The organism is Paraburkholderia sp. SSBN10T (assembly GCF_056619545.1).
The window spans coordinates 12,524-32,387 of the sequence record NZ_JBWQQI010000041.1; the positions used below are offsets into that span (position 1 = coordinate 12,524).

Annotated in this window: 25 protein-coding genes; 12 read left to right on the plus strand and 13 right to left on the minus strand. The window is 64.2% G+C overall.

What is annotated here, in order from left to right; genetic code table 11:
• Positions 1–176 precede the first annotated feature (176 nt).
• The gene (locus AC1ECK_RS35955; RefSeq protein ID WP_480327937.1) at positions 177–1,073 is read right to left on the minus strand and encodes a LysR substrate-binding domain-containing protein; all 897 of its coding nucleotides are present in this window, start codon (positions 1,071–1,073) and stop codon (positions 177–179) included.
• Between the two features lie 163 nt (positions 1,074–1,236).
• On the opposite strand from AC1ECK_RS35955, the gene AC1ECK_RS35960 reads away from it, so the two are divergent.
• Complete coding sequence (locus AC1ECK_RS35960) at positions 1,237–2,373, plus strand: TDT family transporter (RefSeq protein WP_480327939.1); 1,137 nt, start codon at positions 1,237–1,239, stop codon at positions 2,371–2,373.
• Positions 2,374–2,413: 40 nt separating this feature from the next.
• Here AC1ECK_RS35960 and AC1ECK_RS35965 read toward each other — a convergent pair whose 3' ends face one another.
• Entirely contained in the window at positions 2,414–2,782 is a 369-nt protein-coding gene (locus AC1ECK_RS35965; protein ID WP_480327941.1) for a hypothetical protein, read from the minus strand.
• A 548-nt stretch (positions 2,783–3,330) separates the two neighbouring features.
• On the opposite strand from AC1ECK_RS35965, the gene AC1ECK_RS35970 reads away from it, so the two are divergent.
• Entirely contained in the window at positions 3,331–4,125 is a 795-nt protein-coding gene (locus AC1ECK_RS35970) for a TSUP family transporter (protein WP_480327943.1), read from the plus strand.
• Between the two features lie 34 nt (positions 4,126–4,159).
• Here AC1ECK_RS35970 and AC1ECK_RS35975 read toward each other — a convergent pair whose 3' ends face one another.
• Both AC1ECK_RS35975 and AC1ECK_RS35980 read right to left on the minus strand, forming a co-directional pair.
• Complete coding sequence (locus AC1ECK_RS35975) at positions 4,160–4,903, minus strand: hypothetical protein (RefSeq protein WP_480327945.1); 744 nt, start codon at positions 4,901–4,903, stop codon at positions 4,160–4,162.
• Positions 4,904–5,149: 246 nt separating this feature from the next.
• Positions 5,150–6,373, minus strand: coding sequence for a DUF1444 domain-containing protein (locus tag AC1ECK_RS35980; protein ID WP_480327947.1), 1,224 nt, complete (start codon positions 6,371–6,373; stop codon positions 5,150–5,152).
• Between the two features lie 253 nt (positions 6,374–6,626).
• Here AC1ECK_RS35980 and AC1ECK_RS35985 point away from each other — a divergent pair, with 253 nt between their 5' ends.
• Positions 6,627–6,935, plus strand: a complete 309-nt coding sequence (locus AC1ECK_RS35985) for a high-potential iron-sulfur protein (protein ID WP_480327949.1) — start codon at positions 6,627–6,629, stop codon at positions 6,933–6,935.
• Between the two features lie 48 nt (positions 6,936–6,983).
• Here the strand turns inward: AC1ECK_RS35985 and AC1ECK_RS35990 are convergent, their stop codons facing one another.
• From AC1ECK_RS35990 to AC1ECK_RS36000, 3 genes are all read right to left on the minus strand, one after another.
• On the minus strand, positions 6,984–7,340 hold the full coding sequence (locus tag AC1ECK_RS35990; protein ID WP_480327951.1) for a DOPA 4,5-dioxygenase family protein: 357 nt from the start codon (positions 7,338–7,340) through the stop codon (positions 6,984–6,986).
• Positions 7,341–7,423: 83 nt separating this feature from the next.
• A complete protein-coding gene (locus AC1ECK_RS35995; protein ID WP_480327953.1) occupies positions 7,424–7,876 on the minus strand; it encodes a GNAT family N-acetyltransferase in 453 nt (150 codons plus the stop codon).
• 182 nt (positions 7,877–8,058) lie between these two features.
• Positions 8,059–8,247 carry a glycine zipper 2TM domain-containing protein gene (locus AC1ECK_RS36000; protein ID WP_480327955.1) on the minus strand — a complete coding sequence of 63 codons (189 nt, stop codon included), beginning with the start codon at positions 8,245–8,247 and terminating at the stop codon, positions 8,059–8,061.
• A gap of 285 nt (positions 8,248–8,532) precedes the next feature.
• Between AC1ECK_RS36000 and AC1ECK_RS36005 the strand changes: the two genes are divergently transcribed.
• From AC1ECK_RS36005 to AC1ECK_RS36015, 3 genes are all read left to right on the plus strand, one after another.
• A complete protein-coding gene (locus AC1ECK_RS36005) occupies positions 8,533–8,886 on the plus strand; it encodes a YciI family protein (RefSeq protein ID WP_480327957.1) in 354 nt (117 codons plus the stop codon).
• 183 nt (positions 8,887–9,069) lie between these two features.
• Positions 9,070–9,483, plus strand: coding sequence for a YciI family protein (locus AC1ECK_RS36010; protein ID WP_480327959.1), 414 nt, complete (start codon positions 9,070–9,072; stop codon positions 9,481–9,483).
• A gap of 119 nt (positions 9,484–9,602) precedes the next feature.
• Positions 9,603–10,877 carry an RNA polymerase sigma factor gene (locus AC1ECK_RS36015; protein WP_480327961.1) on the plus strand — a complete coding sequence of 425 codons (1,275 nt, stop codon included), beginning with the start codon at positions 9,603–9,605 and terminating at the stop codon, positions 10,875–10,877.
• Between the two features lie 85 nt (positions 10,878–10,962).
• Here AC1ECK_RS36015 and AC1ECK_RS36020 read toward each other — a convergent pair whose 3' ends face one another.
• The 4 genes from AC1ECK_RS36020 to AC1ECK_RS36035 form a co-directional block, all read right to left on the minus strand.
• Entirely contained in the window at positions 10,963–11,556 is a 594-nt protein-coding gene (locus AC1ECK_RS36020) for a DUF4337 domain-containing protein (protein ID WP_480327963.1), read from the minus strand.
• Positions 11,557–11,738: 182 nt separating this feature from the next.
• Complete coding sequence (locus tag AC1ECK_RS36025; RefSeq protein WP_480327965.1) at positions 11,739–11,915, minus strand: DUF1427 family protein; 177 nt, start codon at positions 11,913–11,915, stop codon at positions 11,739–11,741.
• A 62-nt stretch (positions 11,916–11,977) separates the two neighbouring features.
• Complete coding sequence (locus AC1ECK_RS36030; protein WP_480327967.1) at positions 11,978–12,937, minus strand: quinone oxidoreductase family protein; 960 nt, start codon at positions 12,935–12,937, stop codon at positions 11,978–11,980.
• Positions 12,938–13,138: 201 nt separating this feature from the next.
• The gene (locus tag AC1ECK_RS36035; protein WP_480327969.1) at positions 13,139–13,954 is read right to left on the minus strand and encodes an AraC family transcriptional regulator; all 816 of its coding nucleotides are present in this window, start codon (positions 13,952–13,954) and stop codon (positions 13,139–13,141) included.
• A gap of 154 nt (positions 13,955–14,108) precedes the next feature.
• Between AC1ECK_RS36035 and AC1ECK_RS36040 the strand changes: the two genes are divergently transcribed.
• The 6 genes from AC1ECK_RS36040 to AC1ECK_RS36065 all read left to right on the plus strand — a co-directional run bounded on the left by AC1ECK_RS36040 (position 14,109) and on the right by AC1ECK_RS36065 (position 18,972).
• Positions 14,109–14,408: a YXWGXW repeat-containing protein gene (locus AC1ECK_RS36040; RefSeq protein ID WP_480327971.1), complete on the plus strand. Its 300-nt coding sequence runs from the start codon at positions 14,109–14,111 to the stop codon at positions 14,406–14,408.
• 284 nt (positions 14,409–14,692) lie between these two features.
• Positions 14,693–15,316 carry an RNA polymerase sigma factor gene (locus tag AC1ECK_RS36045; RefSeq protein ID WP_480327985.1) on the plus strand — a complete coding sequence of 208 codons (624 nt, stop codon included), beginning with the start codon at positions 14,693–14,695 and terminating at the stop codon, positions 15,314–15,316.
• Positions 15,313–15,735: a hypothetical protein gene (locus tag AC1ECK_RS36050; protein ID WP_480327973.1), complete on the plus strand. Its 423-nt coding sequence runs from the start codon at positions 15,313–15,315 to the stop codon at positions 15,733–15,735. The genes AC1ECK_RS36045 and AC1ECK_RS36050 overlap by 4 nt, the downstream gene beginning before the upstream one ends.
• Positions 15,732–16,271 carry a periplasmic heavy metal sensor gene (locus tag AC1ECK_RS36055; protein ID WP_480327975.1) on the plus strand — a complete coding sequence of 180 codons (540 nt, stop codon included), beginning with the start codon at positions 15,732–15,734 and terminating at the stop codon, positions 16,269–16,271. The genes AC1ECK_RS36050 and AC1ECK_RS36055 overlap by 4 nt, the downstream gene beginning before the upstream one ends.
• 122 nt (positions 16,272–16,393) lie before the next feature.
• On the plus strand, positions 16,394–17,824 hold the full coding sequence (locus AC1ECK_RS36060; RefSeq protein ID WP_480327977.1) for a DUF1800 domain-containing protein: 1,431 nt from the start codon (positions 16,394–16,396) through the stop codon (positions 17,822–17,824).
• Between the two features lie 5 nt (positions 17,825–17,829).
• Positions 17,830–18,972 (plus strand): DUF1501 domain-containing protein, encoded by a 1,143-nt coding sequence (locus AC1ECK_RS36065; protein ID WP_480327979.1) that lies wholly within the window; start codon positions 17,830–17,832, stop codon positions 18,970–18,972.
• A 27-nt stretch (positions 18,973–18,999) separates the two neighbouring features.
• On the opposite strand, the gene AC1ECK_RS36070 is transcribed toward AC1ECK_RS36065, so the two are convergent.
• A complete protein-coding gene (locus tag AC1ECK_RS36070; RefSeq protein ID WP_480327981.1) occupies positions 19,000–19,515 on the minus strand; it encodes a DinB family protein in 516 nt (171 codons plus the stop codon).
• A 95-nt stretch (positions 19,516–19,610) separates the two neighbouring features.
• Positions 19,611–19,864, minus strand: a 254-nt coding sequence (locus AC1ECK_RS36075) for a hypothetical protein (RefSeq protein WP_480327983.1), incomplete at its 5' end; no start/stop codon positions are given.

The following is a 19,864-nucleotide window of genomic DNA, read 5'->3' on the forward strand; positions in this document are numbered from 1 at the left end:
GCCTCGTGTGCTCACGGTTTCGAACAGGTGACCGCGTTTCCGATGCATGGTACATGCACGCGCGACGAGCTTAAGCGCATAACTTTAACGTCGTTTTATACGTTGTGCCAACTTCATAAAAAGCCTGGGAACTCGAATGGTCTCGGCGCTGCGCCGTGTGGGAATCCTGAGCTTCGTCAAGCAAGGGACTGCGCCTCGAACTCTGCTAGCACCAGATCGACAAAGGCTTGCGTACTCGGCGAGAGCGTCCGTCCCTTGAGCCAGACCATGTTGAGCGGGCGTTCGATGCGCAGGTCGCGAACGTCGAGGATGCTCAGCTCGCCGCGACGCACTTCGTCCTTGACGCTCAGTGACGAAACATACGCAATGGCGTGCTGCGCGAGCAGCATGCGTTTGATGGCGACCGTATCGCTGATCGACATCAGCGGCTCGATGTGCAAACCGATACGCGCATACGCTTCCTCGACGACAGCGCGCGTTCCCGAACCCGGCTCGCGCAGAATGACGACCCGCTCGGCGAGGTCGCGCGCCCGCAGCCGTTGCCCGGCGAACGGATGCGCAGCCGCCGCGACGGCGACGATTTCATCGGCGCCGATCGGATGCGTGTGCAGGATGCTTTGATCGAACGGGCCTTCCACGAAGCCGAGCGATACCGTGTGATCGCGCAAACCCTGTTCGACATGCCCGGTATTGGTGACGGCGAGGTCGATGCCGACTTTCGGATGGCTTACGTTGAAGCGCGCAACCATGTCGGGCACCAGGTAGGCGCCCACGGTTGCACTTGCGCCGATGCTCAGATGCCCGGCACTCAAACCTGCCAGTTCCTTCAATTCGGCTTGCGCGGTATCGGACAACGCGAAGATTCGCTCGGCATAGCCGAACAGCAGCGCCCCCGCTTCGGTGAGCGCGACGCCGCGCGGCAAGCGGTCGAACAGGACCAGCCCGAGCCGCTCCTCCAGTTCACGGATCTCGCGTGTGACGGCGGGCTGGCTGACGCGCAGCCGCTCGGCCCCGGCACTGACGCTGCCGGCGCGGGCCACTTCGAAGAAAGCGAGTAAGTGGGTGAAGTTCACTGTATGAAAACCTGTCTGGATTTGGCGGCAGGGTGCGGCGCCGGCGAATCGGATCTGCGATCAATGTATATCAAAAAAGCATCTCATAGATATAAAACATGTATTTTTTATATGGATGATGAGCGCCTAAAGTTCGGTCATGGGTTCTCTAACGGAGATGATGATGAACACCACTTCAATCGCGCGCACCGGCCCTTTCGGCGCGCAGCCGTTTTCCGAAAAGGTGCGCCAGTTCACGCCGAACTGGTTTGCGGTCACGATGGGCAACGGCATCGTGTTTCTCGTGCTCATGGCTTTGCCGCTGCACTTCAGCGGTCAGCGGGCGTTGGCCGAGTCGCTCTGGTGCGCCGATATCGTCCTGTACACCGTGTTCGCCGCGATGTTCGCGGCGCGCTGGATCTTTTACCCCGAGACGGTGAAGCCGCTGCTTCATCACCCGTTGCAGTCGATGTTCCTCGGTGCGATCCCCATGGGATTGGCGCCGATCATCAACGGCATCGTGCTGTTCGCCCGGCCGCACTTCGGTACGAGCGCTTACACGCTGGCCTCTGCGCTGTGGTGTTTCGACGCGCTGCTCGCGGTCGTGGTGGCGGTAGTCGTGCCGTACCTGATGTTCACCGAGCAAAGCCATGCGTTCGAGCGTCTGACAGCGGTTCTGCTGTTGCCGATCGTCGCGCCGGAAGTGGCTGCGTCGAGTGCCGCCGTGCTGGCGCCGCATCTGCCGGTCGAAACGGCGCGCCTCGTGACCAGCGCCGGTTATGTGCTGTGGGCGGTTTCGGTGCCGCTGGCGTTCTCCGTGCTGACGCTGGTGTTCTTCCGGCTCGTGATTCACAAGCTGCCGCATCGGGATCTCGGTCCGTCGAGCTGGCTGACGCTGGGTCCGATCGGGACGGGCGCACTGGGACTGCTGACACTCGGTCAAGCTGCGTCGGGTGCGTTTGCGGGTACTTCGCTTGCCGGTGTGGCGCTTGTCGCGAGAGACTTCGGCGTGGTCGGTGGGTTGTTGCTTTGGGGTGTGGGGCTTTGGTGGCTCGCGATTGCTGTGCTCTTCATGTGGCGCTATCGCCGTGAAGGCCTGCCGTTCAACCTCGGCTGGTGGGGTTTCACCTTTCCGATCGGGGTCTATACGCTGGCCACGCTGAACCTCTATCGCATTACGGGCTTCAGTGGCTTCGCTGTGATCGGCGTGGTGCTCGCGGCTGCGCTGGGCGGGTTGTGGATGGTGGTGCTGTCGAAGACGGTTCGTGAATTCACGCAGGGCCGCCTGTTCAACGCGCCTTGTCTCGCGATGAGCCATTAGGTTGCAACTGCAACCATATTGGCAGGCCTTCGGCCTGCTGTCATGCCAGCAGCGAAATGATGCCCCCGACCATGATTCCCGCAGCCAGCCAGCGGCCGGCGGTATAGAACGGATTCTTGTCGTCTTGCGGCTGGTCGGGGCGCTCGAGTCCCAGCGTGCCGTAAGTGAACGATTTCAGCGGTGAAACATTGGCCGTGTTGTCGGAGTCGTCCGAGGTTCCGGAGGTGTCCGAAGTGCCGGAGGCGTCCGCGGTGCCTGAAGTACCCGAAGTACCCGAAGTACCCGAAGTACCCGAAGTACCCGAAGTACCCGAAGTACCCGAAGTACCCGAAGTACCAGAGGTCCCCGAAGCACCCGCCGTGCCAGGATCCTGCGCCGCCATCGCCGCGCCCTCGGGCGAAATGTTCACGGCGGCGTCCTGACTCGGGCTAGCGGTCGCTGAAGTTGTGGCGGTTGCCGAGGTGGCTGACGTATCGGTTGCGTTTGCATTAGCGCTGGTCGCGGACGCGGTGGCCGGGTCAGGCGTAGTGCTTCCGCCGGTCCCCGATGGCGCCGGCGTAGGTGACGACGCAGCATTGCTGATTTGCATGGCAATCTTTCCTCATCCTTTTATACCCGGGCTGTCCTGGCCGGGCGCAGCAGCCACGCAGGCGTGCGCCGCCAGCGTCGCGGACAGCCCGTGCTATCGGTGCGATCTCGCCTTGCCTGTCTTTTCGACCTTGCAGAAATCTAACTTTATAGTTGGTAAGGCAAGGTAAGGCCGCAGCCGGCTGGCTCACACGCCAAAGCGCCTCAAAGCGCGCCGCGCGACCGGGCCCGCGCCGGGGTATCATGCGGCTCCGGCGGGCCCCGGCGGCTGTTAGTCTGCCGGGCTACGGAACAAGCCGGCCAAGACACGAATTCCACTGCGCGATGCTCGAAGTCGCAACTCCGCAGTCATAGCGGACAGACTCCACCATGGTTCACATCAATCTCTCCGACGGCGTTTTAGGCTCCACCCTGCAGGCCCTCGATGCCTTCGCGCTGCTCGGCATCGTGCTCGCGCTGCTGTCGGGCGGCATGGTCAAAGGCGTGGTCAGCATCGGCGTGCCGTTGGTCGCGATGCCGATTCTCAGTCACTTCCTGCCGATCAAGCAGGCCGTGTTGCTGCTGTCGATGCCGATCATCCTCGGCAACATCCCGCAGGCGTTCGAAGGCGGTCAGATGCTCGCCACGGTGCGGCGGATCGCGGCGCCGCTGGCCGGCACGGTGCTCGGCAACATCGTCGGCGTGACGATGCTGATTTCGCTCGCGCCGCATCGCGCGCAGGCTGCCGCCGGCTTTCTGCTGATCGTCGCAGCGTTGCTACTGTTTGCCTCGCCACGGCTCACGTTGTCGCCTGGCGTCGCAAAGCCGGTGGGCTTCGTGCTTGGCTTCGGGGCCGCCGTGATGGAGAGCATCGCCTCGGTGCCCGGCCCGCTGTTGGCCATGTACCTGATCGCCACCGGGACGACCGGCAAGGCGTTCACCAAGCAGATTGCGATCATCCTGGTGGTCTCGATCATCACGCTGATCGCGGCGTTCAGCGGCGGCGCGCACGCAAGCTGGATCGATCTGGCGATCTCCGCCGCCGCGAGCATTCCGGTGATCGCCGGCATGCTGATCGTGCGGCCGCTGCGCGACAAGCTGCACCCGTCGACTTTCCGCAAGCTGGTGCTGCTGTTTGTGCTCGCGGCTGCCGCGCAGATGATCTGGAAGTCCGGGGTGCTGTAGGCGTTTGCCAGCCCGGTCCACCCCCGGCCGGTTCCTAGGCCGACACGTCGAGCAGCACACCGACCGGCTGCCAGTTCAGGCTGCTGGCGCTGCTCGACAAACCGTCGAGTACATCGGAAAGCGTGACCGTCGCACCGGGGGCCTGATCGAGCGCGGCGACGTGGGCTTGCAACGCATCGCTCAGATTCGACATCGCGGTATTCAGCGGATCTTCACCATCCGCTTCGTCCGGCTTCGAGGGCTCGGACACGTCATCGATTTCGATGTCCCATTCCCCCGCGGTGTCATCCGCGCCGCTCGTGTCGTTCACCGGCTCGCGCGATGATGCGTTCGACAGATCCGCAATGCGCGAGCCCAGGTCGCGATAGGCGCTGACGCCGCTTCCTGAAGAAGCCGAGTCGTTGAAGCTCGTAATCGCGTTAGCCGAGGCATCGCCGGACGAGGCGCCGCCGTCGCTTGCCGAGATCGACTGCTGCAACGCCAGCGCCTGATAGAGCGCGGCGAGGAACTGCGCGCCGGTGCTGGTCGCGGTGGCGTCCGCGCCGCCACTCGAGGCGTCGGTGCCGCTGGTGGTCAGCGAGCCGGACGGCATGCTATAGCCGAGCTCCGAGAGCGTCTGCTGCAGTGCCGCCATCAACGGGTCGGTGCCGGCGCCCGACGTCGTGGAGGTGTCGGCGGTCGTGTCGGGCTTCCTGGCAAGCGCAGGGTCCGGCGACGGCGCCGAGGGGGTGGGCGTCGGCAGCGACGCCATCGTCATACCGAACGAATCGAGCGACATGATCCATTTCCTCCAGATAAACACGTTGGATAGCAGTGGCGCGTGCGCGATCGAAAGGCGAACTCACTTTGATGGCACGAACCTGATCGAACGGGATATCGGAGAGGGAACCGCGATGTTTGATGGTTTGTAAGGGGCGGAAAGAGCCAACGGCCTTACCACAGGTAAGGCGGCGTATGGCAGGTGGGGTGATGAGTGACGACGGCGAGCAGGGCACCCAGAGCCGCCAGACGTCACGAGGCGCCGCTACGATTCGCTGTGCGCGAGCGACGCGAATTGCGCTGCATCGGGGAAGCCGCGGGTGCGATAGCGCACCGGATACATCGGTTCTTCTTCGAGCAGGCTGCCCACCAGCGGCGCGATCTGCTGCCATGGCACGATGCGTGTCTCGCCCGATTCGGGCCGCACCAGCACGATCCGTTCGGCCTCGGGCAACAAGCTCTCTACGCCCGCTGTCCACGTCGCCGCCGAGAACATCTCGCCGGTTTCGTCCTTGTTGCCGTAAAGCAGATAGTTGGCGACGAACACATCGCGCCCTTCCTGCGCGTGCAGACGATCGAGCGCGGCCTTTTGCGTGTCGTAATCGTCCTTGCGGTAACGCAGGGCGAGTTGCGCGAGGCGCCGCGCCACCTCGCGCTGCGGCGGCGTGAAGCGGCGCAGACCCTCGTCGTAGCAGTACATGAAGGGCGACACCGGGCGACCGGTCTGGGCGGCTTCGCGGCTAGCATCGACCATCGCGCAGAGGCCGGCGTCGTCCTTGTCGCTGGTGACGAGCAAGACATCGCGGGTGGGAATCATGAAGACCGGGCGGCCGTGCACCGGGGCACGGTGCAGCAGGTCCGGCAGCAGCGCACGGCTCGCATCGTAGCCGTCGCGCCAGTCGCCGCGATAGAGGCCGCGTGCCACTTCGACGAAGGTGTCGGAGGTGATGTCGCGCAGGTTGTCGCGGGCGATCGCGAGTGCTTCGTCGAGCGTGATGCGCCACGACTGCGCCGGCCCGCTCATCAGCGTCGAGGTGAACTCGGGATAGTCGAGCGCCAGCAGCACCGCGCAGTCTTCGCCGAACGCATGCCATGCCGGCGAGAAGGCGGCCTCCCGGCCGGCAGTGCGCAGTTGATGCAAGCGCACGTCCTCGAGCATGCCGCGGCCGCGGATCAGCGGGCGTAGCCTCGGGCGCGCGTCGGACAGATGCTCGGGCGCCGCTTGCTGGCTCGAACAGAGCGTGACGACGAACCCTTGCAGGGATTCGTTGCGTAGTGCCTTGTCGCTGCCGCAATAGGCGCGGTACGCGTGATGCAGATTGAAGACGGCGTTGTCCCCGTATTCGAGCCGGTATTCCTCGGCGTTGTAGCGCAGCGTGGCGCCAAACCCGCGGCGTTTGACTGCTTCGATAAACAGGGCGGCGAACGCATCCGGCGAAGGTTTGCGTCCGAACAGCGCATCGAAAAATCCCATCTTGAGCAAAGGCATTGAGGCAAGCGAAGACAGTCGGTCGAGGGCGCCGTGCCGGGCGGGCGCAGCGGGAACGCCGCCGCGAAGCGCGGCCGGTCAGTCGCCCAGTTTTTTGGGTATGTAAGGAATAACGGCCTCGCGCGGCAATTCTTGAAGGCTTCGCATTGCGTGCCGCGCAGCACGTCTGGCGAAGGCCTGCGATACTGCTACAGGTTCCCCGCCTGGCAACCGTGCCGACGGCTTTTTTCAATTAAAACGTCCCCTCCCCAACATGAAGAACTCACGTCGCAGTTTTGTCTTGATGAGCATAGGTGTCGGTGCGTCGCTAGCCCTGACGCGCGTGGCGCTTGCCGATGCGGCCCGGCTCAGCGAAGCGGATCCCAAGGCGCAGGCGGTGGGCTACAAGGAGATTGCTGCAAACGTCGATAAGAGCAAGTTTCCCACCTACGCAGCGGGACAGACGTGCGCCAACTGCTCGCTGTTTCAGGGCAAGCCATCGGACGCGTGGGGTGGATGTCTGCTGTTCGGCGCACAGCAGGTGGCGGCGACCGGTTGGTGCAGCTCTTATAGCAACATGTAGCGCAACTGCGCTGCGACCTGGCGCGCGGGGTCGGGTCACCCCGTCAGGTCACCGGTCGAACACTTCGAGTTTGAGCACGTGAGAATGACCGATCCATACCGCCGAGTCGCGATGGTCACGTAGTTCGTCGTTGGTGTTGGGGTGCAGAAAAACGTCGAGCTTGCCGTGGTTGAGCGCGAGCCATGCCACGATCTCGCTGAAGTAAGCGGGTTCAAACGCAAGCTGATACGACCAAAGCGGATGCGGGCCGACCGGACGCTCATGAAAGCGGCCCAGTTGCAATGTGCCCTCGAAGCGGGCTTCGATCTGCTCGCGCAATGCCCAGGCCGCGTCGCGATGTTCCGCGTCGAAGTACACGTGGGCATGCCAGCCCTTGATAGCCGAGACGTCTGGAGGAGAGGTCATGTAATGAATGCGTGCGGGAACATCGTCAGGATAAGGCAACTTGCGGATCTGCGTGCGGGACGCTGCATGGGTCGCCGATCCGCTCACGCCTCGTGTGTCTGCTGCCAGCGCATGTGGAATTCCCGTTCGTCTGCGCCGACCTCGAGAAAGCCGAGGCGCTCATAGAGACGCTTCGCCGGATTGCCCTTGAGTACCTTGAGCGATACCGGCAATGCATCGGCTTGCGCGCCGGCAAGCACGGTTTTGATGATGCGCTCACCGAGTCCGCGGCCCTGATACCGCGGGTCGATCTGCAATTGCACGAGGTGCCATTCGGTTTCGTCGCGGTAGGACTTCAGCAAGCCGATTGCGGCGCCGTCGAGACAGACGATGCGCGCCGCATCGTAGCGGTACTGCAGACGGGTGAGGTGAGCCGCAGCGTCGGATGGTTCGCCGATGCGTTCGAGATGCTCCGTCATGGTGACCCGCCGCAAGCTGAGCAGAAAAGATTCGTCGGCATGCGTGGCCGGACGTAGCGTGATTGCAGAGTCGGTCATGTTTCGAGGCGCGAGGGAAGAGGCCGTTTTCGCCAAAACAAACGGACGCGGCCTTCCGGCCACGCAGCGAGCGAGGCAGTCTGCTCTACCTCGCCATGGCTGTCAAATTTACCTGGGTTGCCGGACCGGTTGTATTGTGGGCGATCTATCCGATTGCCTGCTCAGGTGACCTATCGTTTTTCTTATTTACCCAACTCATAGCCAACCGCGCCGCCAACTACGGCGCCACCCACGGTGCCGGCCACGCTGTGGTTGGTCACCTCATTGCCGATCACGCCGCCCGCGGCGGCACCGCCCAGTGTGCAGCCGGTCGCGAGGGACGCCAGAACCACAAGCGCGGCGATGCTTGTCCACCTGAATCGAGTGCTCATTTTCAACCTCGCTTTTCGTATCGATATGGAGGGTGGAGCAATTCGCGTGCCGGAGTTTGTCGTGCGTGGCGCGCGGCGGATGCGCAAGACGTTTTAATAAAGGGCTGAAGTTGTTCTGCACGTTTGCCTCAAGCCTGCATCGCTTGCTAGACTGCGTTCGCCAATCGCATCGGTTTTTCACGCACAGTCAAGCGCTCGCGCAGGCGTGTATCCCGTTACCCGTTCGGCATGCACGCACCAGCCCCGTTCGCACGACTCACATCGTTCGATCCACCGGAGTCCTCCATGTCTTACATGCTGCTCATCGTTGAACCGACTCATCAGCGTAGCGACCGCACCGAAGAGGAGGGGCGCGCGCTCTACGACCGGATGGCCAACTATGCCGAAGACTTGCGCAAACGCGGACTGCTGCTCGCCTGCGAATCGCTCGTCAGTACCAGCGAGGCGGTTAGGGTGCAGGTCCGCGAAGGCCAGCGGCGTCACGTCGACGGCCCGTTTGCGGAGACCAAGGAAATGATCGGCGGCTTCCTGTTGCTGAACTGCGAGACGCGCGAAGAAGCCGTCGCGATTGCCGAAGCTTGCCCGGCCGCGCAATGGTGCACGGTCGAGGTACGCGAAGTGGGCCCCTGCTATCGGTAATGGGCATCAGTCCGGTGTTGAACCCGGCTTACCGGTGATCGGAGCAATCGGGTTGATCGAGACGCAGCGGCCAGGGTTTTCCCGGGGCTGCGAATCGTTTGTCGATTTTGCAAGGCGTCGCGCGTCGTGTCAGTGAAGAGTCGGCCACGCGGGCCGGTCTCCACGACCTCAAGGAGCACTGCAATGCGATTCATGATCATGGTTAAGGCCACCGCGCTGAGCGAATCCGGCGCTATGCCGGAGGAGTCCCTGATGGCTGTGATGGGCGCCTATCACGAGGAACTGGCGAAGGCCGGCGTGTTGCTCGACGCCACCGGCTTGCAGCCGAGTTCGAAGGGCTGGCGCATCCGTTATTCGCAGGGACGGCGCACGGTGATCGACGGTCCGTTCGCAGAGACAAAAGAACTGGTGGCGGGCTATACGCTGATTCAGGTGCGTTCGCGGGAAGAAGCCATGGAATGGGCGCGGCGCTTTCCGGCTCCGTTCGGCGAACAGGCCGACGGCGAGATCGAGGTGCGGCAACTGTTCGAACTGGAGGATTTCGAGCCGGGGCCGTCCGTGGAGCGTTTTCGCGAGCTGAATGCAGCGCGGCGCTGAAACGGATAACGATAGGAAACAACCCGACATGCACGGCCAACCCGGTGTGAACCTCGCAGCGCACAAGCAAATCTGGCGAACGATTCACCTCTATCGGCTCACGCCGCGGGCGAACTGAGGTGGCCGCGAATCCGGCAGCTACGCATCGCGCGATCGAGGCCGTCTGGCGTATCGAGTCCGCGAAAGTGATCGCCTGCGTGGCGCGCATGGTCCGCGATGTGGGCGTTGCGGAAGAACTGGCGCAGGACGCGCTGGTCGCGGCGCTCGAACATTGGCCCGAAGATGGCGTGCCCGACAATTCCGGAGCCTGGTTGATGGCGACCGCCAAAAACCGCGCGCTCGACCGCTTGCGCCAGGAAGTGCTGCATGCGCGCAAGCGCGAGGAGCTGGGCCGCGACCTGGACGCGCAGGAGGCTCACCTCGTGCCCGATTTTGTCGACGCGCTCGATGCCGCGCGCGAGGACGACATCGGTGACGATCTGCTGCGGCTCGTCTTTACCGCGTGTCACCCGGTGCTGTCCACCGATGCGCGGGTCGCGCTCACGCTGCGTTTGTTAGGAGGCTTGACGACCGATGAGATCGCGCGGGCGTTTCTCGTGCACGAGCCAACCATCGCGCAACGGATCGTGCGCGCCAAGCGCACACTGACGGCTGCCAAGGTGCCGTTCGAAGTGCCGCGCGCCGACGCACGTGCCGCGCGGCTCGGGTCAGTGCTCGAAGTGATCTACCTGATCTTCAACGAGGGTTATTCGGCTACCTCCGGCGACGACTGGATGCGTCCCGCCTTGTGCGAGGAGGCGCTACGTCTCGGCCGTGTGCTGGCGGGCCTCGTGGCGGATGAAAGCGAGGTGCATGGGCTCGTCGCACTGATGGAAATCCAGGCTTCGCGCACGCACGCGCGGATCGACGGCGAGGGCCGTCCGGTCCTGCTGCTCGATCAGGATCGCAGCCGCTGGGATCCGTTGCTGATCCGGCGAGGGCTGGCTGCGCTCGAACGGGCTCACGCGCTCGGCGGCGCGAGTGGCCCCTACGCGTTGCAGGCCGCACTGGCGGCGTGCCACGCCCGCGCCCACAGCGCGGCGGAAACCGACTGGGCGCAGATCGTCGCGCTCTACGATGCGCTTGCCCAGGTGAGTCCGTCGCCGGTGGTGGAGCTGAATCGGGCGGTCGCGGTCGGCATGGCGTTCGGCCCGGCCGCGGCGCTGGAGATTGTCGACACGCTGGCGGCCGACGCGATGCTCGCGAACTATCACTGGCTGCCTAGCGTGCGCGGGGATTTGCTGGCGAAACTCGGACGCAGGGAAGAGGCACGCGCCGAATTCGAGCGTGCCGCAGCGATGACGCGTAATGCGCGCGAACGCGAGTTGCTGCTGGAGCGGGCCCGCCTCGGCTAACGTCGTGTGTGCCGCTGCTTGCGCTTTGGCGCACCGGCGGCCGGATGTCCAGCACGACGATGAATTTCAGCGCATACGTGATCGCTTAGACGGACAGGAACGCCGCCACCCCGAACAGAATGCCGGCTGCAGCCGTTGCGAGCGACAGATTGCGCAGCCATTTCTTGCGGGTGAGCAAGGTAATCGCCGTCAGCGCGATCGAAATCTGGATCAGCGTGGTGGCCTGGGCCCAGCGATGATGACCGTGCAGCAGCTTCTCGCTTTGTGCGTCGTTGTCGCCCACTTCTTTTTCGATGGCTTCGGCCTTGGCGCGAATCGGGTCTTTTTGCTGCTTGTACTTCTCGACATCGGCGACGAATTTCGCGTGCGCGTCGCTGCCTGGGGTCGACAGCGCAGCGCCCAGTTCTGCGAGGTTTTCTTTCTCGCCTTTAGCCTGGTAGTACGACCATTGATTGGCCGCCTCGGTCTTCTTGATGGCCGCTTCGTTCTTGTAGTAGAGCGCGAGGTTTTCGCTGGTGCCGCTCTGGTAGGCGTAGATCGCGCCGATCGTGGCGAGGATCGCCGTCATCACCGCCATGCGGCTGGCGAACGGATCGGCGTCGGCATGAGCGCTATGCCCTGCGCCGACGTGCTCAACAGCATGGTCGTGCGGACCATGTACTTCGAATTCATCTGACATCCAACACTCCGGGACAAACCTGGTGAATTTCCTGGCGCGCGCCAGGCGATGGCGCGGCTGGCGCAGCGGCGGCATGACCGAGTCATGCCGCTCCCAACGCGAGGCTCAATCTTAGCGTGTTGCGCTTACGATCGCGCAGTGCGTTGCGCCGCAGGATTATCAGGGATGGGGTCGACGCCCGGCTAGTTCACGCTAAAACCGATCAGCGTGCGAACCAGTGGAATCAGATGTTCCCCGCCGAGCATCCCGAGCAGTCCGACCAGCGCGATGGTCGGCGGCGCGGGGGACTTCACGTTGACGACGCTATAGAACAGGCCGACCACCACGCCCACCGCTAACGAGACGAAATACGCTTTCATGATTGTTTGATCCTCTGCCGGTGTCGCGCGGCGGGCGTTCGCACCGCCGCAGCAACCGCAACTTACATCGTGATGACGACCCGGCCGCGCGTGCCGGCGGCGACCGCCTGGTAGGCTTCGCGGGCGCGTGCCAGTTCGAACCGCCCGGCGACTACAGGCGGCTGCAACGCGCCGCTCTCGAAGCCTTCGACGAGCGCCGTCATCAGCGGCGCCGATTCGGCCACCCCCAGCTTGGCGCTATCGACGCCGAGCAATTGCGTTTCGTTGTGGTAGAAGTCGATCATGTCGAACTCGACGCGGCGCTTGCCCGTCGCGCTGATCTCCACCACCCGGCCGCGGCGCCTGACGAGGGCGAGCGCGGTTTCGAAAGTGACGCCGCCCACCGAGTCGTACACCACGTCGGCGCCGCCGGTCAGCGCCTTGACGCGCTCGGCCGCATGCTCGTCCAACGACACGAACTCGTCGATCAGGCGGCCAGCCGGCGAATCCTCCGCCGGCGCGTGGCGGTCGACCCCGATCACCCGGCAGCCGCGGGCCTTGGCGATCTGCACCACCGCACCGCCCACGCCGCCGCCGGCTCCGATCACCGCGATCGTCTCGCCGGCCTTCAGTTGCGCATAGTCGACCGTGCCGAGCCACGCCACCACGAAGTTCACGCCAATCGCCGCCGCCTGTTCGTGGCTCAGCGTTTTCGGCTTGCGCGACAACGCAGCAAGCGGAATCTTGATGAATTCGGCGTGGGTGCCGTCGCGCGTGAAGCCGATGTCGCCACCGGTGCCCCAGACTTCGGCACCGAGCCACTCGGCTGGACCGGCCACGACGCCGCCGCTGAAGTCGCGGCCCGGCGTGCGCGGCAGGACGGTCTGCTCGAAGTGGCCGGAGACGTTCTTCACGTCGCTCGGATTCACCGAGGCGCTCTTGATCTGGACGACGGCGCTTTCTGCGTCCGCCGCTGGGGTGGGCACCTCGACGTATTCGAGTACATCGGGACTGCCAAAGGACTTGAACTGGATGGCTTTCATCGACAAGACTCCTGATCGGTTGGTGCTGCATGGTGCAGCGTTGAAACCATTCTAGGTGTCCGAGCGGACGTTGTTGAGACAAGAGCTTTCGAATTTCGGACAGAGGCCGGGGCGCCTTGATGCGGCTCGAATGAGGGCTTGCCAGGCGCCGTCCGGCAGGACCCGACACCGCTTGCCGAGGTCTCGCGTGGCCCGAACCCGCTAGCCGCCCGCGTGGGCGTCGCTCTCGTCATGCGTCGCGCTGAGGGTTTCCTGCGCGTCGAATTCGGTCGGCGCCGCGCCGAGCTCGCGCCGGAACATGTCGCTGAAGCTGCTCGGCAGATAACCGAGGGAGCGCGCGATGCTGCTGACCGGGCGGCCCTCCGCCAGCCCTGACACCGCCACGGCAAGTTGCACCTGGCGACGCCACTCGGAGAAGCCGATGCCGAGTTCGCGGGTGAACAGACGCGCGAGTGTGCGCACGCTCGCACCGACCGAGGCGGCATGCTGCTCGAAGCTGACCGCGATCGACGGATTCCCGATTACCGCCCGGCACAGCGCGTCGAGCCGGCGATCCGACGCATCGGGCAGCGGAACGCGCAGTGAGGAGCGCGGCGCGTGCATGAGTTCCAGCATGGCGAGCTTGTACGCCGTTTCAAGGTACGCGCCGTCACGCACATGAGTGCGCTCGTACTCGGCGATTGAAGTGATGAGCTCGCGTAGCAAACCGTTGATTTCGAAGACATCGCTCTGCTTGCTGAGATGCTTAAGGTTGCGCTCGTGCAGATAGATATTGCGCATCTCGACCTCGCTCATCATGTGGATCGAGTGCACGGTGCCCGCCGGCAGCCACACCGCGCGCTGCGGCGGCACGACCAGCGCCTCACGGCCGACTTCGACCCACATCACGCCGCTCACCGCGTACAGCACCTGCGCCCAGGTGTGCGAGTGCGGCTCGATGTGCGTCCCGCGTGGGTAGCGCCGCGCCAGCGAGTGGGCGTCGTCGTCGGGGAGTTCGGGAGGGCGGGCTTTGGGCACGGTGGATCGAGGTCGGCTAAAGGTTGGCAGGGTTGGCAGGCGATGCAGCAAAAAATGAGCGACGGATTTTCCCGGCCGCCGCGTTTAAGAGCAAACGGGACCATTCCGCGTATCGCAAGAATAGTCAACGTACTCAAACCTACGGGAGCTTTACATGAAATACAACACCCTCACACGGCTGCTGGTCGCGGCTATGGTCACGCTGGCGGCGTCTGCCGCCATCGCCCAGGAAGTGATCATTGCGCCGGCGGCGCCGCCTGCGCCGCGCGTCGAGGTCATGCCAGCGCCGCGCGCGGGCTATGTCTGGGATCGCGGCCACTGGCGTTGGGATCATGGTCAATACGCGTGGATACCGGGGCACTGGCAGGCGGTGCGGGTCGGTTATCACTGGGTGCCGGGCCATTGGGTGCAGCACGGCCCGAACTGGCATTGGGTAGAGGGTCACTGGGCGTAAGCCGTTAGTCGTCAAGCGGCTCACGCCCCCTGCACCGGGCGCATCCGTGATTGCAGCGGTGATCGTGGGTGCGCCCGGCTGTTTCTACCCAAATCAGCAGACTTTTATGAAAATGCTTTTGATTCTGGCGCTCGCGGCGGCAACGCTGGCCGGCTATCGTAGTGCCGGCGCGACCGGCGTATTACCGCCCTGCCGTCGTCGTATATTGAGGACTCGAGTGAAAACAAGCGCAACGCGCACCTCCAGGAGCAACGGCAAGTGAGAACAGCTCGTGCCGCGACACGATCCGTCCGGGCGCGGCGGCGGCAGCCGCACGTGCCGCGGATGCCACGGGATGGCGCCCCTTGAGCGAGCGCGATCCCGACGCGGACCTGGTTGCCCGGGTCGGCGAGCAGGATCCGGCAGCGGTGCGCACGCTCGTGTCGCGCAAGCTGCCGCGTCTGCTTGCGCTCGCCACGCGCATGTTGGGAGACCGTATGGAAGCGGAAGACGTGGCGCAGGAAGCCTTTGTGCGCATCTGGAAACAGGCTCCGCACTGGAAAGAAGGTGAGGCCCGATTCGACACGTGGATTCACCGCGTGGCGCTGAACCTGTGTTACGACCGCTTGCGCGGGCGGCGCGAAGACTCGGTAGCCGAGCTGCCCGACGAGGCCGCCGATCCGCACGCTTCGCCCGACATGCAACTCGAAGCCCGTGTGCGCGACGAACGAGTGCGCACGGCGCTTGCTGCATTGCCGGTGCGGCAGCGCGAAGCTCTGGTACTGAACTATTACCAGGAGCTCTCGAATATCGAAGCTGCCGCGCTGATGGGCATCACCGTCGACGCCCTCGAAAGTTTGCTGGCGCGCGCCCGCCGCAATCTGCGCGCACAACTGGCCGGCAGCGGCTTTAGCAAGGATATGCCATGACACCAGAGAGATTTCGTACCATCGTCGACGCCTACGGCGCCGATCCGCGCCGCTGGCCGGACGAGGAGCGCGCGGCGGCAGAGGACTGGGCCGATCTGCACCGGAGCGAGGCAGATGCCGTGCTGGCCGAATCGGCTAGCCTCGATGCCTGGCTCACAAGTCACACCATTGCGCCGCCTGAGCGTTCGTTTATCGACCGGATCGTCGCCACGGCACCCGTGCGGCATCCGCCGAAACCGCGCACGCGGCTCTGGTGGCAGGGCGCGGCGTTTGCCGGCATCGGTCTGGCAGGCGGTCTCGCGGGCGCCTTTGCCGTATCGTTTTTTGTCCTGACCGGCACGCCGCCGCAAGTGCATGAAGCGGCGTCCTATCTGACTTCGAGCTTCGGCGGTTCAAGCGCCGACTGGAGCGGCGAATGAGCGACCGTTCATGGAAAATCCTGCTGGCCGGTTCGTTCGTATTGAACGTGTTTTTGTTGGGCGGTATTGCGGGCGGCGCATATCAATGGTTCGCCACGCACGACACTGTCGCCAAGGCGCCGCAGCCGCGCACGGCGTTGCGCTTCGCCACGGATGGACTCTCGTCCGAGCGTCAGAAGCAGTTCCTCGATGCACTGAAGGAGGCGCGCCGCGAAGGTAAGGAGTACGCCCGCGAGGGCCGCGAAGGACGTCATGAGGTGCTGGCCTTGCTGGCTGCGCCGCAACTCGATCGCACCGCGCTCGATGTGGCGCTCAAGCGTACGCGTGACGCCGATATCGCGCTGCGCACCGAAGTCGAAAGCAGTGTCGCGGACTTTGCGACGACACTCACAGCGGATGAGCGCGTCAAGTTTGCTGAAGGCCTGAAGCAGGCGGGCCAGTGGCGTGAACCGCCGCTTGCGGCGGCCAAGGGCAAGAAGCCGGCGAGTTCGCCGCAAGCGAGCGAAGCGGCCAGCGAGGCGCCCGCGAGCGAATGAGCGGTAAATAAGCGGGGGAGCTTCGAGCAAGCTGGAGACCAATCACATATCTCCTGCGAGACGCGACGGAAATACCGGCCTCTAGCGTTTAAGGAAGGTACGCAACGCTAGAAGGAATGCGCATGATCACGTCAGCCCCCGACAATGCCGCGGCGATTGCATTGAACCGGTTTGGTCTCGGCGCCCGCCCGGAAGACGCGCCGCCCGCCGACCCCAGGGGATGGCTGCTCGCACAGTTCGATCAGTATCAGCCGTTGCCCGCGGCATGGGCGGGTCAGCCGACTGCGGTCGCGCTGGCAACCGAGCTGGGCGAGCAACGCCAGCAGAACGTCAACGCTAACGTCAGCGCCGGCACGAATGCCGATGCGGCCGCCAATCAAGTCGCTAAACAGGCTGCCAACAAGGCGATACGCGGCGAAATCCGCGATGTGTACCGCGCGGCGGTGAATGTGCGCGTCAATAGCGCCTTGACGAGCACGACACCGTTTATCGACCGGCTGGTTCATTTCTGGGCCAATCACTTCGCGGTTTCCACAGAGAAGCCGCAAGTCGCGGCGCTTGCCGGCGCGTTTGAAATGGAAGCGATCCGGCCGCACGTGCTGGGTCGCTTCGACGATATGCTGGTCGCGGTGGAGCAGCATCCCGCGATGCAGATTTTTCTCGATCAGACACGCTCTGTCGGCCCGGACAGCATGGCGGCGATGCGCGCGGAGCAGCGCAATCCGGACAACAAACGCGGACTCAACGAGAATCTCGCACGCGAGATCATGGAGCTGCATACGCTGGGCGTGCGCAGTGGCTATACGCAGGCTGACGTGACCGAATTCGCTCGCGCGCTGACAGGCTGGAGCGTGGCGGGCCTCAAGGGGCCGCAGCCCAACGGCGCGGCGCCCGGCGCCTTCGTGTTCCGCATGCAGTTGCATGAGCCGGGCTCGCGGACCATCATGGGGCGCCGCTACGATCAGCAGGGCGAGGATCAGGCGCTGGCGATCCTGCACGACCTCGCGGTATCGCCGGCCACTGCACAACATATCGCTGGCAAGCTTGCGCGCCACTTTGTTTCGGACAACCCACCACCTGCCGTCACCGAGCGGCTCGCCAACGCGTTCGAGCGCAGCGGCGGCGACCTGCCGACGGTCTATCGCGCGTTGCTCGACTCACCGGAAGCATGGTCGCCCGTGGCGGCGAAATTCAAAACGCCGTGGGAGTGGGCCGTCTCGTCGATGCGCGGACTCGGCTGGCAAGGCGTCGGCGATCTGCAGAGCGCGCCGTTGTTGACGCAACTGGGTCAGCCCGTGTGGCGGCCGGGCTCGCCCGCCGGTTACGACGATATCGCGGCGAGCTGGGCCGCGCCCGATGCGCTGGTGCGCCGGGTGGACGTGGCGCAGCGTTTTGCTGCACGCGCCGGCGATCGCCTCGACCCGCGTACCTTGGGCCAGACGCTGCTGGTCGGCTCGATCAGTGCGCCGACCGAGACCGCGGTGTCGCGAGCCGAAAGCGCATCGACTGCGATTGCGCTGCTGCTTGTGTCGCCCGACTTTCAACGGAGATAAACGCCATGATGTCCCGTCGTCAGTTTCTCAACTTCGCCGCTGCCGGCGCCGGTGCGATTCTCGTGTCGCCGCACATGGCCTTTGCCAGCGTCGAGACCGACCGCCGCTTTGTTTTCGTGATCCAGCGCGGCGCCGCCGATGGCCTGAATATCGTGGTGCCGTATGCTGAGCCGTCCTATGCAAGTTTGCGCGGCGCGCTCGCCGTCGACTCGTCGACTAGGCTCAACGGCACCTTCGCGCTGCATCCTTCGCTCGTCGAAACGGCGAAGATGTACGGGTCCGGCCAGGCGCTGTTCGTACATGCGGTGGCTTCGCCGTATCGCGACCGCTCGCATTTCGACGGCCAGAACGTGCTCGAGACGGGCGGCACCTCGCCCTATCAGGTGAAGGATGGCTGGCTGAACCGGCTGGCCGCGTTGATGCCCTCCAGCCGCGAAACCGCCATCGCATTTGCGCCGACCGTGCCGATGGCGCTGCGCGGCCCGGCCAACGTGACGTCGTATGCACCTTCCGGATTGCCGCAGGCGCCGGACGATCTGCTCGTGCGGGTCTCGGACCTTTACAACCAGGATGCGCAATTGCGGCCGCTATGGGAATCGGCGATGGCGGCGCGCGGCCTCGCCGGTGACGCCGGTGCGCGCCAGGATCCGGCCAGCCTCGGCAAGCTCGCCGCGAGCTTTCTGGCCCGCAACGACGGCCCGCGCCTGGCGATGATCGAAACCGGTGGCTGGGATACACATAGCGCGCAGAACCCGCGTCTCGCGAATCAACTGAAAGCGCTCGATACGATGCTCGCGTCGTTGCGTGACGGCCTCGGGCCGCTGTGGGACAAGACAACTGTACTGGTTGCCACGGAGTTCGGCCGTACGGCGGCTGCCAACGGAACGGGCGGTACGGACCATGGAACGGGCTCGGTGGCGATGCTGGTGGGCGGAGCCGTGAACGGCGGACGCGTGCTCGCGGACTGGCCCGGCCTGAGGTCCAGCGATCTTTATCAGGCGCGTGACCTTAGGCCCACCACTGGACTGGACGGTCTGATCGCCGGCGCCGCCAGCGAGAGCCTCGGGCTCGATCCGCATCGGACCGCCGCTGCGCTATTTGCGCAAGCGGGGTCCACGCAACCATTGACAGGTTTGATCCGTAGCTAGCGCGCAGTCCGGGTTACCAGGGCACGTTCAAAGGAGAGCGCGAGCCGCGCGCTCCTCGCGTAGATAGACCGGCAGATCGGTGACAGGCGCCTTGCCTGGAACCTGGCAGAACATATCCGCGATGAAGCCACGGTGATAAGTCGTGTGATTGACCACATGCAGCAGCATCTCGCTGCGCGTCATGGCGCCCTCGCCGCCGCCCACAAAACGGAATTGCACCAACTCGTCCGCGTCCTGCGGCGTCAATGCATCGCTGCACGCGACATACCAGGCGTCCATCTCCTGCTGCATCTTCCCTAGTTTGGCGAGCGGCACAGGTTCGCTGAAATTACGGCTCGAAAAACCATGCTCGCGTCCTTCCAGATGCGCACGGAATATCTCACCGATGACATAATTGTGACTCAGTGTGTGGACGATGTTGCCGAAGACCGTCTTGCGCGGCTTGAGCGCCTCGTCGGCCGGTAGGGCGGCGACGCCGTCATAGATGCGCTGGTTGGCCCAGCGGTTATAGCGGGTCAGCATGCGCAGAGTGCTTTCGCTCATTTCACACAATCTCCATCGGCGGGTTGGATAATGGAAGAAGACGCTTTGCCCTTCTCTTTGCCATTCCTTGTGACCTGGAATCGTACGCTTATTTATTACGTTAAGCTTTCGTTCTGGCGGATCGCTTCCTGGCGATTTACGCTTTTCATACAACTTGCCTTCAGACTTGCCGCCGTCGCACCTGACCGCGCGCGGGAAGAGATATCATTGTTGAACGAACTATTGCGGCGGGTTAAGGTTTCCAGCGTTCGGAGACGCCTATCACCAGAGCCCATTATCGCGGCATGAGTTCCTCCTCCTATACAAAAACCAATCATTCCCCTCGCTATAAAGCTCGTTGGAGCTGGCC